Raw genomic sequence first — 14,459 nt, forward strand, 5'->3', positions numbered from 1 at the left:
TTTCCTCCTACTTTATCAAACGATCAAGAATAAAAGGTTTATCACCTTCACTTTGAGTAACAGATGTTCCTTGCACAGACTTTTCCACACTTGTAAGAGGCATTTCCAATGACCCTTTACGCCCACACCCAGCGACACAAACGCCTCCTAAAAGGACAATCATTAACCCCTTTAATATAATTTTCATCTGTCCTCTTTCCTCATCTCGATCTCTTTTTTACCTTTAAAATACAATCACTCAAGCGCTCACAAGACGCTTTTTCCAATACGTAATTTGCCGAAGAACCTCTGAAGGTGCTGTTCCCCCAAAGCTTTTGCGACTTTCAACAGATTTTTCAACGGTCAAAACATCAAAAAGTGTCGCATTGATATTAGGACAAATTGCTTGAAGTTCATCCAATGATAAATCCTGAAGGCGACACTGTTTTTTTTCTGCTAATGCCACAGCACGCCCTGTAATATGATGTGCTTCGCGAAAAGGAATCCCTGATTCGCGTACAAGCCAATCAGCAAAATCGGTTGCAGTTGCATAGCCAGAATCAGCGGCTTGTTTCATAGCTTCTTTATTAACTTTCAAATCAGCAATCATCCCTGTCATTGCTGCTAGTGATAATTCCAAACTCAAAGCCCCATCAAAGACATATTCCTTATCTTCTTGCATATCCTTCGAATAAGCAAGGGGTAACCCTTTCATCACCGTTAACAGCCCCATTAATGCGCCATTCAACCGTCCTACTTTAGCCCGCACAAGTTCGGCAGCATCAGGATTTCGCTTTTGCGGCATGATAGACGAACCAGTTGAAAAAGCATCTGATAAACGAATAAAATAAAACTGTTCACTTGACCAAAGAATTATTTCTTCTGCTAAACGTGAAAGATGTGTTGCACAAAGAGCGCCAGCGCTTAAAAATTCCAATGCAAAATCACGATCTGAAACACTATCAATCGAATTGCGTGTTGGTTCTCGAAAGCCTAGCGCTTTTGCTGTCATAAAACGGTCAATTGGAAAGCCTGTCCCTGCTAAAGCAGCCGCCCCTAAAGGCGATTCATTCATTCGCTCAAGAGCATCACGCATCCGCGATAAATCTCGACCAAACATTTCAACATAAGCCATCATATAATGGCCAAATGTTACCGGTTGTGCTGATTGTAAATGCGTAAAGCCTGGCATAAAGGTATCAACATGTTGTTCTGCTCGAATAAGCAATTGCTCTATCAATCCTTTTAAAGCTTGTGCTATCTTTTGCGTTGCTTCACGCACCCACAAGCGAAAATCAACAGCAACTTGATCATTGCGTGAACGCGCCGTATGCAAACGCCCTGCTACAGGACCAATCAATTCGCTCAGCCGCGCTTCAATATTCATATGAATATCTTCAAGCTTTCGTGAAAAAACAAATTTACCGTCTTCAATTTCTTGGCGAATAAGTTTCAAACCATGAACAATTTTTTTATAATCTGATTGTGAAATGATTTTCGTTTGCGCTAACATAGCCGCATGAGAAAGGGAACCTTCAATATCTTGTCGATAAAGTTTTTGATCAAAATCAATTGAGGCATTAATTTCTTCCATAATTGCAGAAGGACCTGCCGCAAACCGACCACCCCACATTTGGTTCTTTAACATCTCATCTGTCATATTCTGAAAACACCCATACAAAGGACAAAATTATGATTTCTCAAATTTTCATCAGCGAAAAAAACAATAAAAAAAGGCAATTCTCCCTTGCATTCTTTATCATTGCATTGAGTTTATACGCAACCATAAACTACGATAACAAAAGAGAGTCTTTCCTTTTCAATTTCATTTCAGCAGCAAAAGCACAAAAAATAAACATTGATAAAACACGAGAAGAAAAAATGATGGCAATCCGAAAAGCAGCAAAAGGCTTTTTTAGCCACATACGATTTGCTGATACGCCCTCAGATATGAAGAAACTCTCTTTCAAGGATATTCAAGGAAAAGAGCACACACTCAGCGAATTTATTGGAAAACCGATGCTGATCAATCTATGGGCTATTTGGTGTGCACCTTGCCGCACAGAAATGCCCGAACTTGCGCAATTAAAACACGAATTAGGTGGAGAAAACTTTGATGTCATAGCTATTAATATCGATAAAACTGCTTCTCCTGAAAAAATTCAGCAATTTTTACAGAATATTCATGCGAATAATTTGCTTTACTATCGCGATGAAACAATGGATATTTTCAACAATGTTAGAAAACAGGGGCTTGCTTTAGGACTCCCCATTACATTTCTCATCGATAAAGAGGGATATCTCATTGCTTCCTTCAATGGTGCAGCTCCATGGGCCAATGACGATGCCAAAGCACTTATAAAAGCTGTTATAAAAGAAGCCCTATAACCTAATAACCGCGTCTTTTTAAACGTTGTATAACGAGATCCAGTGCTGATAAAAAAGCAGAACGGTCTTTACGACAAAAAGGACGGAGACCACCCGTTATACTGCCCTGTCCCCGCAAATCTTCCATCAAATTGCGCATCGCCAAAGCCTGACCAATTGAATTTACATCAAAAATACGCCCCGTTGGCGAAAGACAAAAACCCCCAGCTTGCACAACCCGTGCTGCTAAAGGAATATCACTGGTAATAACAATACTTGCCTCATGCACATGTTCTACGATCCAATCATCAGCACCATTGAATTCACCAGCAACGACCACTCTTTCAATGAGTGCTTCATCCGGAAGGGACAAAAAACGATTTGCCACAACAAATGTCTTAAGCTGATAACGATTCATCACACGATAAACTTCATCTTTTACAGGACAAGCATCCGCATCAATCAACAAAGTGATAGCAGGTTTTATTGGGATATTCATACCTTGGCTTTCACGCAATAGTTAGGTTCTTTCATTCATCTGAATGTTGCAAATGCTTGCGATAAAACATTATCGCCGCGTTTATTTCTCCTCCCAAAATAAAAATTGCACTCAATATGTAAAGAAAAATAATAGCAACCATAATAGATGCTAACCCTGCATAGGTAGAAATATAATCAAACATTGTTAAATATTGAGCAAAAGCAATTGAAGCCATAAACCATACAAACATTGTCAGTACAATTCCTGGTAAAATATCTATAAACTTCCGCCGCTCTGCTGGTAGCCATTTATGAACAATCAAAAGGCTTACAAAGAGAACAACCGCTGCGATTATGTAACGCCATAGACGAATGATACCGATATATTCTGTAATGAAAAAAGAATGATTTTGCATAATCTTGATCAGCAGAGGTGTTAAAATCAACAAAACGCTGATCACAATAAGACCAACAGCTCCAAGAATCACAAAAAACAAACTTTGAAAACGACAAAACAACAAGCTACGCCGATCAACAACACGATAAGCTCTATTTAAAGCTGTACGTAACGCCTCTATCCCATTAGAGGCAAAATAAGCCGCTCCAATGACAGAAACTGTCAACACTCCTCCCCGCTGTATGGTTAAAACATTGATAATTTCCTGAGATAAAGGCTCTGCAATGACATCTGGTAATAACTGCACAAGTGCTTTGATTTTTTGCGGTGTATATGTAAAAGCACCAAGAAAACTGGCAAGAGAAGTTCCAAAAATAAAAAAAGGGAAAAATGCTAAAAGCCCAGAGAGCGCGACATGGCTTGCAAAAGCACTCCCATTATCACGCCAATAATGGCTTACTGCGTCAACAAGGATACGATAGCTATACCAAAAGATATTTCTTAACAAATCTCAATACTTTCTGGTAAAACTCTTCCTCTGTCTATTTCAAGCTTTATAAAAATCATCAAAACCCTGCAAACAAACATTTCCCAATGTTGCAATATAAAGGGCAATAATCAATACGGTCAAGCCTGACTTTATACTAAAACAAAAACAACAACCCACTATATGAAATTCTACAACGACTTCATTTTTTTGTCTCTTCTATAGATCCGTAACCTCTTCTGTACATCATATGCCCTATAGATAGTTAAGCACGATAATCTTGCGCACATAAAACCTTTTGAAGTCACGGTTATCTGTATCGAAGCAATCGCCACTCTTTTTTATTGCAATCTATGACTGAATAGAGAGAAAACTTCTTATCAATTTCTAGAAAAAACCAATGAAATTCAACAAAAAACCCTTGCTTTTACTCACCCTTTTTTAGAAACACTCTGACGTCCAAAATCAGGAGCATCAATTTCTTGTCCAGCATCAATAATATTGCGACGTACAGCACGCGTACGTGTAAAAAAGTTAAACAATGTCTCACCATCTCCTAAACGAATTGCCTGCTCTAAAAAAGCAAGCCCCTCACTAAAACGGCTCAACATTTCTAAAATAGCATCCTTATTATGCAAACAAATATCGCGCCACATAACGGGATCAGAAGATGCCAAACGCGTAAAATCACGAAAACCGGAAGCAGAATAAGCAATCACTTCTGAATTTGTCACCTTTTCTAAATCACTCGCTGTCCCAACAGTATTATAAGCAATCAAATGCGGCAAATGCGAAACAATAGCCAAAACAAGATCATGATGTTTAGGTTCCATCTTTTCGACACGCGCACCACAAGCTTCCCAAAACGCTGTCAATTGTGCGACAGCAGCAGCATCACTCTCAGCAAAAGGCGTTAAAATACACCAACGATTCATAAATAAATCAGCGAAACCAGCATCCGGTCCTGAATATTCCGTTCCAGCAATAGGATGCCCTGGAATAAAATGAACCGTTTTTGGCAATAAAGGCGCCATTTCCGCAATAACCAACGCTTTCGTAGAACCAACATCACTCACAATCGCTCCAGGTTTTAAATGATCATGAATATTTTTTGCCACCTCTGCACTCGCCCCAACAGGAACAGAAACAATAACCAAATCCGCTCCTTCAACAGCTTTTGCATTATCTGTCGTATAAAAGTCCCCAAGCTCCAATTCACGCGCTCTTTTCAGGGTTTCTGAACGACGCGTTGCAATAGAAATCTGAGCCGCAAGATTTTTCTTTTTAATCACCCTTGCTAAAGAAGATCCAATCAGACCGATCCCAATGAGCGCTATTTTTTCAAATTGAATATGGGGCATCTTTCACCTTCAAAGATTCTTTGCAAATGGCAATAAAGACAATTGTAAAATCATAATTTTCCTGTCTGTTTGTTCAAGAATTATGCGTAAAACATTAAAAAACGACAACTAGAGAATAAAGAATAACGCAGTTTACCAATCATCACCTGCGCAAGCTGACAACAGATCATTTTACCTAGAAAACACATAAAAAATAAATGACGAGAAATCTAACATCACGCTCTAAAACTCCCACTTAATTACTGATCAAAGCACATCACTGAAACAAAATATAAATGCACTCTCAATTATGATAACAACGACTCTACATAAAATCTCATCAGTTTACTTTATCTTACTAATTTACTCATAAAAAAACACATCAAAAGCGTAAGCAGACACCAACTCTTTCCCAATTATCCCGATACATTTATTAATTTGTACATTAGACCTATATAAGAACGTATTACGCCTCCACCTACAACATCAACACAAGTTTTGTGAATATTGAAAACACCGTAAAACAACGCATACAAAAAATACCATTAAAAACATTTTCCTCTCCCAATTCCTGATACCGTAAATCAAACAAATACGAGAAAAACACCCCCTCTCAATAAAGAAAAAGTTTGATAACAAAAACACCAAACATCCCTTTAATGGAATCACAACCCTCACGTAAAATAGAACGCCCCAAACAGAATAGATTTGGATTACAAATTCATGCATTTGTTTTAAAAAGCATCTCGCTCCCCAGCCTATCTCACAACAGTGTTCGTAAATGTTATAACTATAAATCCATTAAGTACGAGCCTCTTTACACTTAATAAAACACTATCATTATATTTGCCTACCCCCCAATGTTGCGAAAATCCTTGGAATTTGAGAGCATTCATTGCTAAGATAATCATCCCTGTATCAAACATAAAAGTCTCCCCATAGGTACTGTCGTTTTCATCATAATCTATCTTGACTTTCTCCTCATCCCACGAAGATTCTTAATTCATACCGATCTGCAAACAATTCATTTTCTTATCTAAAAGATTCCACTGGTTCACTATTTTAAGTGATTCTATTAATCTATAATATATTGATTTATAAATATAATAATTGTTTTTCAATTTGAATCATAACTTCAAATACGGTAAAATTCTTCCATCACAAATCCTCTTATCAATTAAAATCTCTTGTCTGCACGTCACAAGAAGGCATGTGAGAAAAAAATGATGAAAAACGCTCTCTAATGCCAAAAACTGTAGCAAATTAGAGACTAGGCAAATATATGATAGTGCTCTGGCTTGCACTTTTATTAAGCGTAAAGATAGAGATGCTCTATGGATTTTATATTCTTCACGGAGAACTTTACCGTTATACCATTCACAAACGCCGTCGCGAAATAGATATGACGCGCATTGAAAAATATTTCTAAGAAAGCGTATGAATTTACCATACAAGTGTCTTCTGTTGTTTGAGATGCTCTGTTTTGCATGAGGGGTGTTACCCCAATTAAGGCGCTATGAACCAGCCTAATATTCACCACATACTCACACAAAAACACCGAATGCGTAAAATTTTACCTGAGCTCTATATCACGAACCAACAGTGTTTTACGGCACAACAAGATAATAAAACGGTGTAAAAACTGCCTTTCGAAGATAAATAATTTTTCTAAAGAAAAATTTCTATAAAACTTTCAAGCTCTTCAAAACTACAACTAACCTCTACTTGTTAACACAAAAGTTTTAATTGCTGAAAATACCTCTGTGGCGTACTAAAAATAAAAAATCATCATATTTTTAAACTGTTAAGCTGCCATCTGGCGTCGTGCAATAATTGTGAGCCCTAACAAAACTTGACGAATGATAGCTTCACCCAAAAGTGGATTTTTACGACTGTCTAAAACAGCACCCTGAATTCTTTCCATTGCGTAGGAAATCTGTTCTAACTTCCAATATTTTAAAGCTTGTTCAACTGTCTTTTTCCGTTGAAAAAAAATGGGAGGCCGTGCTTGAGAAACCACCGTAAAAGGCGATTTTCCTTCAACCTCTACCTGATAACGCAATAGCTGTAATTGCTGAAAATGCCTTTGTGCTGTACTCAAAATAAAAAAAAGCGCCCCATGCAATGCTGCATGTCGATTAAAATGCACTTCAAAGCCTGATATATCACCTAATAAAAGAGCATCTATGACTTCATCTTGAGAAAGAGCACTGACATCGCTTACAACAGCTTTCACATCTTCAAGAGTAATATGAACATTTGCAGCATAAAGACAAAGCTTTTCTAATTCACCTCGTGATACAAGGCGATCCGCCCCTAAACTTTCATGCAACCATCTACGTGCATCCAAAGAAAGAGTCTTTTTAAACTGCTCTAAAACCTCATCAATCAAACCGTCAAGAGAACGCATATCATCCGCAAAACAGGGCAAAGCCATTGCTTTTGATGACGTTTCAACAGCATTGCGCAACCCTGTTCCTTTTTTTAAGTCCCCTGATTCAATGAGAATAAAACAGGCTTCTGGTGGCTTCTCAATTAAAATTTTCAAGGCAGCAAGAAAACCTTTTTGGTTAGCAGCATTAGAGATCCATATCAAACGATCTCCCCCAAAAAGCGATAACGTACGCGCTTCATTTTCCAAACGTGCAGGATCTTTATCAATTTCAGCAGCATCCAAACGAACTGTCGAAAATGGATCTTCTATTGCTACCTGTGTAAGTTTTGCAAAACATTGTGCACGCTCACAAATAAGACCACGATCTGGCCCATAAATGAGAACAATAGGAAAAGCACGTGAAAAACGCGTTAAAAACTGATCAACTTCATGTGCTTTTTTCTGAGCCACATTATTAATCCATTAACAGTTCATCATCATCAAGAACTTCCCCGCGAACTTTCTGAAACATGCCAATTAAATCATTGACATCCAAGCCCTTACGCTCCTCATGACAGACATCCAAAATCACTTTTCCACCATGCAACATCAAGGTGCGATCGCCATAATCAAGAGCCTGACGCATAGAATGAGTCACCATGATAGTCGTTAGTTTTTTCTCTTCAACGATTTTTTCAGTCAACCGCATCACAAAATCAGCCATTCCAGGATCAAGCGCTGAGGTATGTTCATCAAGCAATAAAACATCCGCATGGGCTAATGTTGCCATCACAAGGCAAACAGCTTGGCGTTGCCCACCTGATAAACTGTCCATAGGATTATGAATATATGCTTCAAGACCAATGCCTAATTGAGCAATTTTTTCTCGAAAAAATTGCCGTTTCTCATGGTTTAAAGCCGAACGCAAACCACGACGACTTCCTCGAAGAGCAGCAAGAGCCAAATTTTCTTCAATTGTTAAAGAACCGCAACTGCCTATCAAAGAATCTTGAAAAACACAAGCAACCTTTCCAGCGCGTTCACTGACTGATTGTCTAGAAACATTTTGCCCATTGATAACCACTTTCCCTGTTGAGGGAAGCGTTGCACCTGCTAAAACACTGAGCAAGGTTGATTTACCAGCGCCATTTGAACCGATAACCGTAACAAAACTACCCTGATCAATTTTAAGGTTAATATCAATCAAAGCCTGTTTTTCCAAAGGTGTTTGCGGTTTAAATGTAACCCCAACATGAGAAAACTCAATCACGTTTACGCCTCCTCCAATAGCGTGGCACAATAAGGGTTAAAATAACCAACAGTGAAGTAATCAACTGAAGATCTGTCGACGTATCAATACCAATTCCATTTGCCTCAAATGCAAATTGCACCGCCACACGATAAAGCACAGACCCCACAATACAGCTGATTATAATCCAAAAAATATTACGCGTACGAAACAAAGTTTCACCGATAATCACAGCTGCCAATCCAAAAACAATTGTTCCAATTCCACCGGTAATATCCGTTGCAATTGCAGTTTGAATATAAAGAGAACCACCAAGTGCAACACAGGCATTTGAAAGCCCCATACCAAAATAAATTAGCGCCGACGTATGAACCCCTTGAGCTGTAGCCATCCGTGGATTAGCTCCCATTGCACGCATAGCAAGACCTATTTCACTTTCCAAAAAACGCCAAATCAAAAACGCTACAACTAGCAATACAGTACCAATGAAAAGAGGACGCACAAAAATATCAGACAAACCAAACAGATTATAAAAGGGCGTTAACGCCGTATCAGCAAGCGCTAAATTAATATTAGATCCTCCCATAATTCCCATAATACGAAGATTAACCGTATAGAGCGCTGACATTGTTAAAATGGAAGCCAAAAGATTCAAAATACCAAAACGCAAATTCAACATAGCTGTTAATAAACCAGCTACCATGCCTGCACAAAAAGCACATGCCATAGCTGTCCATGCATTAAAACCTAAAAGAATCAAGACGCCACAGACACAAGACCCAAGAAGAAATGAGCCATCAACTGTTAAATCAGGAAAGTCCAAAACGCGAAAAGAGAGATAAACCCCTATAGCCACAAACGCATAAATAAGACCCAATTCCACAGCGCCAGAAAACGCAAATATATTCATGTAAAGACAATCCCCATGAAAACTTAACGTATTTTATTGTATCAACATCCTATCAAAGTTATTGAATCACTTTTGTCGCACGATCAATAACTGCCTGCGGAATAACAATCCCCGCTTTTTCTGCTGCTTTCATATCAATTCGAATGTCATTACTAGCCGCCTGCACAACATCAATATCACCAGGCTTTTCACCCTTTAGAATACGCACAACCAATTTCCCAGCTTCAACCCCTACATCATAGAAATTTACGCCCTGCGTCATAAAAGGACCGCGTCCAATAGAATTAGAATCGACAGTAAATACAGGAACATTTGCTTCCTGTGTAACTTTTGCTGCTCCTTCTAAAACAGAAAGAACCGTATTATCAGCGGGAATAAAAATAACATCCACTTTACCAATTAAAGCCCGCGTTGCCGCCTGAACATCAGAAGGTTTTGGTGCCGATGAAGGAATGACTTCAATTCCAACTTTTTTTGCCACATTCTTTAACACCTTAAGTGTTGAAACAGAATTTGCTTCAGAAGCATTATAAAGATAACCGAGTTTTTTCAAATCTGGTTTTACTTCTTGTAAAAGTTTAACACTTTCTGCAACATCTATACGATCAGAACTTCCCGTCATATTACCGCCAGGTTTGGTAAGCGAAGAAACGATTTTAGCTCCAATAGGATCAGAAATCGCAGCAAAGACGATAGGAATTGTTTTTGTCGCCGCAAGCATTGTTTGTGCTGAAGGCGTGGTAATCGCTACAATAACATCAGGTTTATCACCAACAAATTTACGTGCAATTTGCGTTGCTGTTGAAATATTGCCTTGCGCTGATAAAAAGGTAAGTTGAAAATTTTCACCTTGCTTATAGCCATTTTCTGCAAGAACATCTTCCACACCTTTACGAACGGTATCCGCAGCAGGATGGACCATAATCTGTGTAATTGCAACTTTAACGCGTTTAACTTGGTCATCCGCTTTTGCAACACTGTTCATCATAAAAACAGCTGCAATGATAATCCCTAATATTTTTATTCTCTTCAACATTATACTCCACCCCTCTCTATGCAAAATTAAAAAAGGAATAATCTATTACTGAAGAATCTTCTAAAATCAATCTTTATTTCAATTTATTAAAACATGTACAAAATAAATCAAACTAAAATGATATTTTTTTGTTGCAATTCGTAGAAGCCTACGCCATACAGGCAAGATATATATCGAATCGGTCAGCGGGTGTAGCTCAGGGGTAGAGCACAACCTTGCCAAGGTTGGGGTCGTGGGTTCGAATCCCATCGCCCGCTCCATTGAATTTTGTATTTATTCGCTCTTGCGTGTGTAGCTTGCCAGCGGGTTTTGTATATTTTGCCACTAGATTTTGTACCAATTTATTTTTTCTCAAAGAGTTTTAAGATTCGTAATTTCTTGTGAAGCATCTATTGGATTGGGGCTTAGATCATAAGATAACAATTTTTAACTTAGACGGATTTTTTCTGGAAGGTTACCGTTGTCTATTAGGTCGTTAAATCCGTGTAAAATAAGCTTGAAAAGCGAGATGGACAATTCCCATTGGTTCATGACGTTATTTGGCAACAATAACTTTATTTCTTGCAATCCCGAGAATAGTTTTTTCAGTATTCGCGGCAGATCTTTTACGACCTTGGCAGGTTATAGAGGCGTATTTAAAAGAATTTGGGATTACTTTTGAGCTAACGGATTTTCTTACAGCCCCAATATTAAAAGATTAATTAGAAATGATGAGCCATGACAAGAAAAACAAATGTTAAACAAATCAAAAATTGACTTATCATTAGAGAATAATTTTTGCTCAAAGGTACGTTTTTTACCAAAATCATGCCCTAAAATGAAGGTTGTTGATTTTCCAAATGGAGTATCTTCTGTTAATTCAACATTTGCTTCAGACACATTCAATATTGTCTCTGCTAAAAGTTTACAAGAAACTATACCTACAAACCAAGCAAAATCCATAATCCATTCCTTTAATGCACAAAAACTACCTTTAGCTTGGTGGGTTGAACCTCATTCGTCTCATTATAAAGTTGATGAAGTTCTCTTATCTATTGGTTTAGAGCATGTTGAAACAGAGGTAGGAATGGCAGCTTTAGCACAAAATATAGACTCACATGTTACTTCTACGCCAGATAATTTCAAAATCAAGGAAGTTGAATCACTTCAAGATTTTAGAGATTACGGAAATGTTATGGCATCAGTCTTCGAGCCTTTTGATGAAGAAGCGGTTATATTTTATGAAACAATAGGCCGTTGTTATAAAAAAGATCCTGATGTAGAGATGTTCGTTGGTTACATAAATAATAATCCTGTAGCAATATGTTTTTGTATTAAAGCAGATGGAATTGGTGGAGTGTATGATATTGTCACCAATCCAGATTTTCAGAAAAAAGGTGTTGGGACATTCATGACAAAAATTGCTATTGAGCATTTAAAAAGAAAGAAATGTCATGTTATTGGTATGCAAGCATCTCACGAGGGAATTGGCATTTATAAAAAATTGGGTTTTATAAACTTTGGTGAATTTAAAGTTTATTCCAATAAACACATGATCATTGAGCGATGAATTCTTTTCATCGATAAGCGAACTTATTATTTTCAGCAAAACTCAAATACAGAAAACCAATCTATACAACCAAGAAAGTTTAGCCAATCTTCTTTAATACTGATAGTGAAAAGTTAAAAAAGTTATTACAAATATAATTGTTTCAAATGACTCACTCAAATTTTCTTACTTTTATAATTTTCAGGATCATTGTCTTAAAAAAGATATCTATCACAGATCTAAGTTGAACAAGTGAAAATTTTATTTGATATGATCGATAATTTACTGTCTGTTACTGATAATTATAAAAAACTCGAAAAAGCAAATATTTAAAACTACAGTTATATCATAGTTTGTTAGATGGTTAGTCTGTTAGTCAATTAATAGAAAAAATCTTCGCTTTATACAATAACCAAAGGAGCTTCAAAACCCTTTTAAAGGTCCTTTATGTATATTGTTTCTTTTTTTAGATTACAGTTGATGATGAGAAATCTCTTTAAAATAAACATGTTAATTAATAATATAAGTGCACTCTACTTGAAGCATACTATTTTATATGAGGAACAAAACTTCAATCAACGTAAAATAAGGTGTTGAACAGTCATAGTGCACAATAAAATCAAATCATTTTAAATACTTAATGGTGAAATCCATTAAATGACAGAATAAAAATTCAAGTTTGAAAAGATTAAACCACACGCTACAAGTCTATTGAAACTCCGATTGTGCGATCGACTACCTTCTCGCTAAAACTTAATCACTATAAATATAAAAACCTTAAAGCCGCTCTAAATCCATAAAAGTTTCTAGATCTGCTGTATTAAATGTTGAAACTCCTCACGGCTGCTCATCTGAAACGCCAACAATTCCATAAAGCAGTTCCATAAAAAGAGGATAATGACGTTGTAATATCCGAAAAAATTCACCACATCACCTGAAAGATCATTGATAATTCCATCAGGACGTATCAATTGCCATTTAGAAAACCCTACCCATGCCGACAAAAAATTCTGTAAATATTAGATATATTCAATAATTTTTATAACGACTTCGGCTCATCCTGTTTTGCCACCAATGTAAGAAACAGCAAATATGGCGGGATCAGCCAGCTTTAATATCGCCTTGTAAAAGGTCTTTCCCTCTACTCTTTTTGCTATCAAATCCTGATTTTACAATTCCTTGCTCTCTTTTTATACTCAAAATTGCCTCTGAAACAGGATAGATTAATCGTAAAAAATATATAAAAGAAATAGATTATAACATTTTTTTCTCATTCTTCTTAATACAAAATAACTGTTAATCTACAATGCGCTAACACTTATCAGTCATAAGTCCAAAACAGCATATACAGCATATAATGACGAAACAAATTCATAGAGTGAAGATTTTTCACAATCAATTATTGTATTAATCTTTCCATAATGCATAAAAATGATGAAGCGGCCCTCGCCCTTTCCCTACTTTTAAAGCATTTGAGGCAGTTAAAGCGCCATGCAAATAATCTTTTGCTTGTTTAACAGCGCAATCCAAAGGTTGGGTAGGTAACAGAGCTGCAATGGCGGCAGAAATGGTACACCCTGTCCCATGATCATGAGTGGTTGAAAGACGAGAAGCTTCAAGTATAACAAGGTTTTCACAATCACAATAAAGATCTGGACTAGAATAATCGTAATTTTCTGTACTATTCTTGGTAAGCGTATTCAAATGTCCCCCTTTTAACAAAACTGCATGACACCCTAGCGCCAAGAGTCGTGGAGCATATTGATACATAGTCTCTAAAGACCATTGCACTTCACCTCCCAATAACAGTGCAGCTTCAGGCAAATTTGGCGTGATCAAAGTTGACATCGGCACAAGAACATCACGCATAATTTCAATTGCATCAGACTTTAAAAGAACATCACCACTTTTTGCAACCATAACCGGATCAAAAACAATAAAACGTGCTTTATGATAAGCAAGACGTTCTGCAATAACCTGTGCAATCTGAGCATTTGCAACCATACCAATTTTAACGGCATCAACATGGATATCCTCAAAAACAGAATCAATTTGATCTGCAACAAAAGAAGCATCTAATGCCTGAAAAGAACGCACACCCTGAGTATTTTGTGCAACAACAGCTGTAACCACACTCATACCATAAGTTTTCATAGCTGAAAAAACCTTCAAATCCGCCTGCATTCCAGCGCCACCAGAAGGATCTGTTCCCGCAATAGATAAAATCCGTGGAATAAAAAGTTTATCTTTTTGTAATTCCATCAACCTCTTTCCTTCTGTTTTTAAATATCGGAAAATGAGTTACCGAAAAA

General features: G+C 37.2%; 15 protein-coding genes and 1 tRNA gene. 4 read left to right on the plus strand and 12 right to left on the minus strand.

The annotated features are described in order from the left end of the window. Positions 1 to 7 precede the first annotated feature (7 nt). Both ACFIJ7_RS00240 and argH read right to left on the minus strand, forming a co-directional pair. Positions 8 to 187, minus strand: a complete 180-nt coding sequence (locus tag ACFIJ7_RS00240; protein ID WP_375635319.1) for an LPS translocon maturation chaperone LptM — start codon at positions 185 to 187, stop codon at positions 8 to 10. A 51-nt stretch (positions 188 to 238) separates the two neighbouring features. Then, positions 239 to 1,639 carry an argininosuccinate lyase gene (gene argH / locus ACFIJ7_RS00245; RefSeq protein ID WP_375644329.1) on the minus strand — a complete coding sequence of 467 codons (1,401 nt, stop codon included), beginning with the start codon at positions 1,637 to 1,639 and terminating at the stop codon, positions 239 to 241. Positions 1,640 to 1,671: 32 nt separating this feature from the next. Between argH and ACFIJ7_RS00250 the strand changes: the two genes are divergently transcribed. After that, the gene (locus ACFIJ7_RS00250; protein WP_375644330.1) at positions 1,672 to 2,367 is read left to right on the plus strand and encodes a TlpA disulfide reductase family protein; all 696 of its coding nucleotides are present in this window, start codon (positions 1,672 to 1,674) and stop codon (positions 2,365 to 2,367) included. A gap of 1 nt (position 2,368) precedes the next feature. On the opposite strand, the gene ACFIJ7_RS00255 is transcribed toward ACFIJ7_RS00250, so the two are convergent. The 4 genes from ACFIJ7_RS00255 to ACFIJ7_RS00270 form a co-directional block, all read right to left on the minus strand. Then, the gene (locus ACFIJ7_RS00255) at positions 2,369 to 2,845 is read right to left on the minus strand and encodes a YaiI/YqxD family protein (protein WP_375635465.1); all 477 of its coding nucleotides are present in this window, start codon (positions 2,843 to 2,845) and stop codon (positions 2,369 to 2,371) included. Between the two features lie 31 nt (positions 2,846 to 2,876). Further along, positions 2,877 to 3,731 carry a YihY/virulence factor BrkB family protein gene (locus tag ACFIJ7_RS00260; RefSeq protein ID WP_375635322.1) on the minus strand — a complete coding sequence of 285 codons (855 nt, stop codon included), beginning with the start codon at positions 3,729 to 3,731 and terminating at the stop codon, positions 2,877 to 2,879. A gap of 410 nt (positions 3,732 to 4,141) precedes the next feature. Then, positions 4,142 to 5,071, minus strand: coding sequence for a prephenate/arogenate dehydrogenase family protein (locus ACFIJ7_RS00265; RefSeq protein WP_375635323.1), 930 nt, complete (start codon positions 5,069 to 5,071; stop codon positions 4,142 to 4,144). 737 nt (positions 5,072 to 5,808) lie between these two features. Next, positions 5,809 to 5,976 carry a hypothetical protein gene (locus tag ACFIJ7_RS00270; RefSeq protein WP_375644331.1) on the minus strand — a complete coding sequence of 56 codons (168 nt, stop codon included), beginning with the start codon at positions 5,974 to 5,976 and terminating at the stop codon, positions 5,809 to 5,811. A 356-nt stretch (positions 5,977 to 6,332) separates the two neighbouring features. Between ACFIJ7_RS00270 and ACFIJ7_RS00275 the strand changes: the two genes are divergently transcribed. Next, positions 6,333 to 6,479: a hypothetical protein gene (locus ACFIJ7_RS00275; protein WP_375635324.1), complete on the plus strand. Its 147-nt coding sequence runs from the start codon at positions 6,333 to 6,335 to the stop codon at positions 6,477 to 6,479. Between the two features lie 375 nt (positions 6,480 to 6,854). Here the strand turns inward: ACFIJ7_RS00275 and holA are convergent, their stop codons facing one another. Genes holA through ACFIJ7_RS00295 form a run of 4 tightly spaced genes read right to left on the minus strand, consistent with a single transcriptional unit; the run spans position 6,855 to position 10,619 of the window. Beyond that, the gene (gene holA / locus ACFIJ7_RS00280) at positions 6,855 to 7,895 is read right to left on the minus strand and encodes a DNA polymerase III subunit delta (RefSeq protein ID WP_375635325.1); all 1,041 of its coding nucleotides are present in this window, start codon (positions 7,893 to 7,895) and stop codon (positions 6,855 to 6,857) included. Positions 7,896 to 7,899: 4 nt separating this feature from the next. Next, positions 7,900 to 8,694 carry an ABC transporter ATP-binding protein gene (locus ACFIJ7_RS00285; protein WP_015857078.1) on the minus strand — a complete coding sequence of 265 codons (795 nt, stop codon included), beginning with the start codon at positions 8,692 to 8,694 and terminating at the stop codon, positions 7,900 to 7,902. Next, positions 8,687 to 9,583: an ABC transporter permease gene (locus ACFIJ7_RS00290; protein WP_375635326.1), complete on the minus strand. Its 897-nt coding sequence runs from the start codon at positions 9,581 to 9,583 to the stop codon at positions 8,687 to 8,689. Before ACFIJ7_RS00290 ends, ACFIJ7_RS00285 begins: the two co-directional genes overlap by 8 nt. 58 nt (positions 9,584 to 9,641) lie before the next feature. Further along, positions 9,642 to 10,619 (minus strand): ABC transporter substrate-binding protein, encoded by a 978-nt coding sequence (locus ACFIJ7_RS00295; protein ID WP_375635327.1) that lies wholly within the window; start codon positions 10,617 to 10,619, stop codon positions 9,642 to 9,644. Positions 10,620 to 10,804: 185 nt separating this feature from the next. Between ACFIJ7_RS00295 and ACFIJ7_RS00300 the strand changes: the two genes are divergently transcribed. Together ACFIJ7_RS00300 and ACFIJ7_RS00305 are read left to right on the plus strand one after the other, a co-directional pair. Continuing rightward, a tRNA-Gly gene (locus tag ACFIJ7_RS00300) sits at positions 10,805 to 10,879 on the plus strand. 473 nt (positions 10,880 to 11,352) lie between these two features. After that, the gene (locus ACFIJ7_RS00305; protein ID WP_375644332.1) at positions 11,353 to 12,168 is read left to right on the plus strand and encodes a GNAT family N-acetyltransferase; all 816 of its coding nucleotides are present in this window, start codon (positions 11,353 to 11,355) and stop codon (positions 12,166 to 12,168) included. A gap of 785 nt (positions 12,169 to 12,953) precedes the next feature. On the opposite strand, the gene ACFIJ7_RS00310 is transcribed toward ACFIJ7_RS00305, so the two are convergent. Continuing rightward, positions 12,954 to 13,151, minus strand: a complete 198-nt coding sequence (locus ACFIJ7_RS00310; RefSeq protein WP_375644333.1) for a hypothetical protein — start codon at positions 13,149 to 13,151, stop codon at positions 12,954 to 12,956. Positions 13,152 to 13,554: 403 nt separating this feature from the next. After that, positions 13,555 to 14,409, minus strand: coding sequence for a bifunctional hydroxymethylpyrimidine kinase/phosphomethylpyrimidine kinase (gene thiD / locus ACFIJ7_RS00315; RefSeq protein ID WP_375635329.1), 855 nt, complete (start codon positions 14,407 to 14,409; stop codon positions 13,555 to 13,557). Positions 14,410 to 14,459: the final 50 nt, after the last annotated feature.

The organism is Bartonella sp. MR100HLJHH (genome assembly GCF_042194215.1).
In the GTDB taxonomy this organism is placed as follows: domain Bacteria; phylum Pseudomonadota; class Alphaproteobacteria; order Rhizobiales; family Rhizobiaceae; genus Bartonella; species Bartonella grahamii.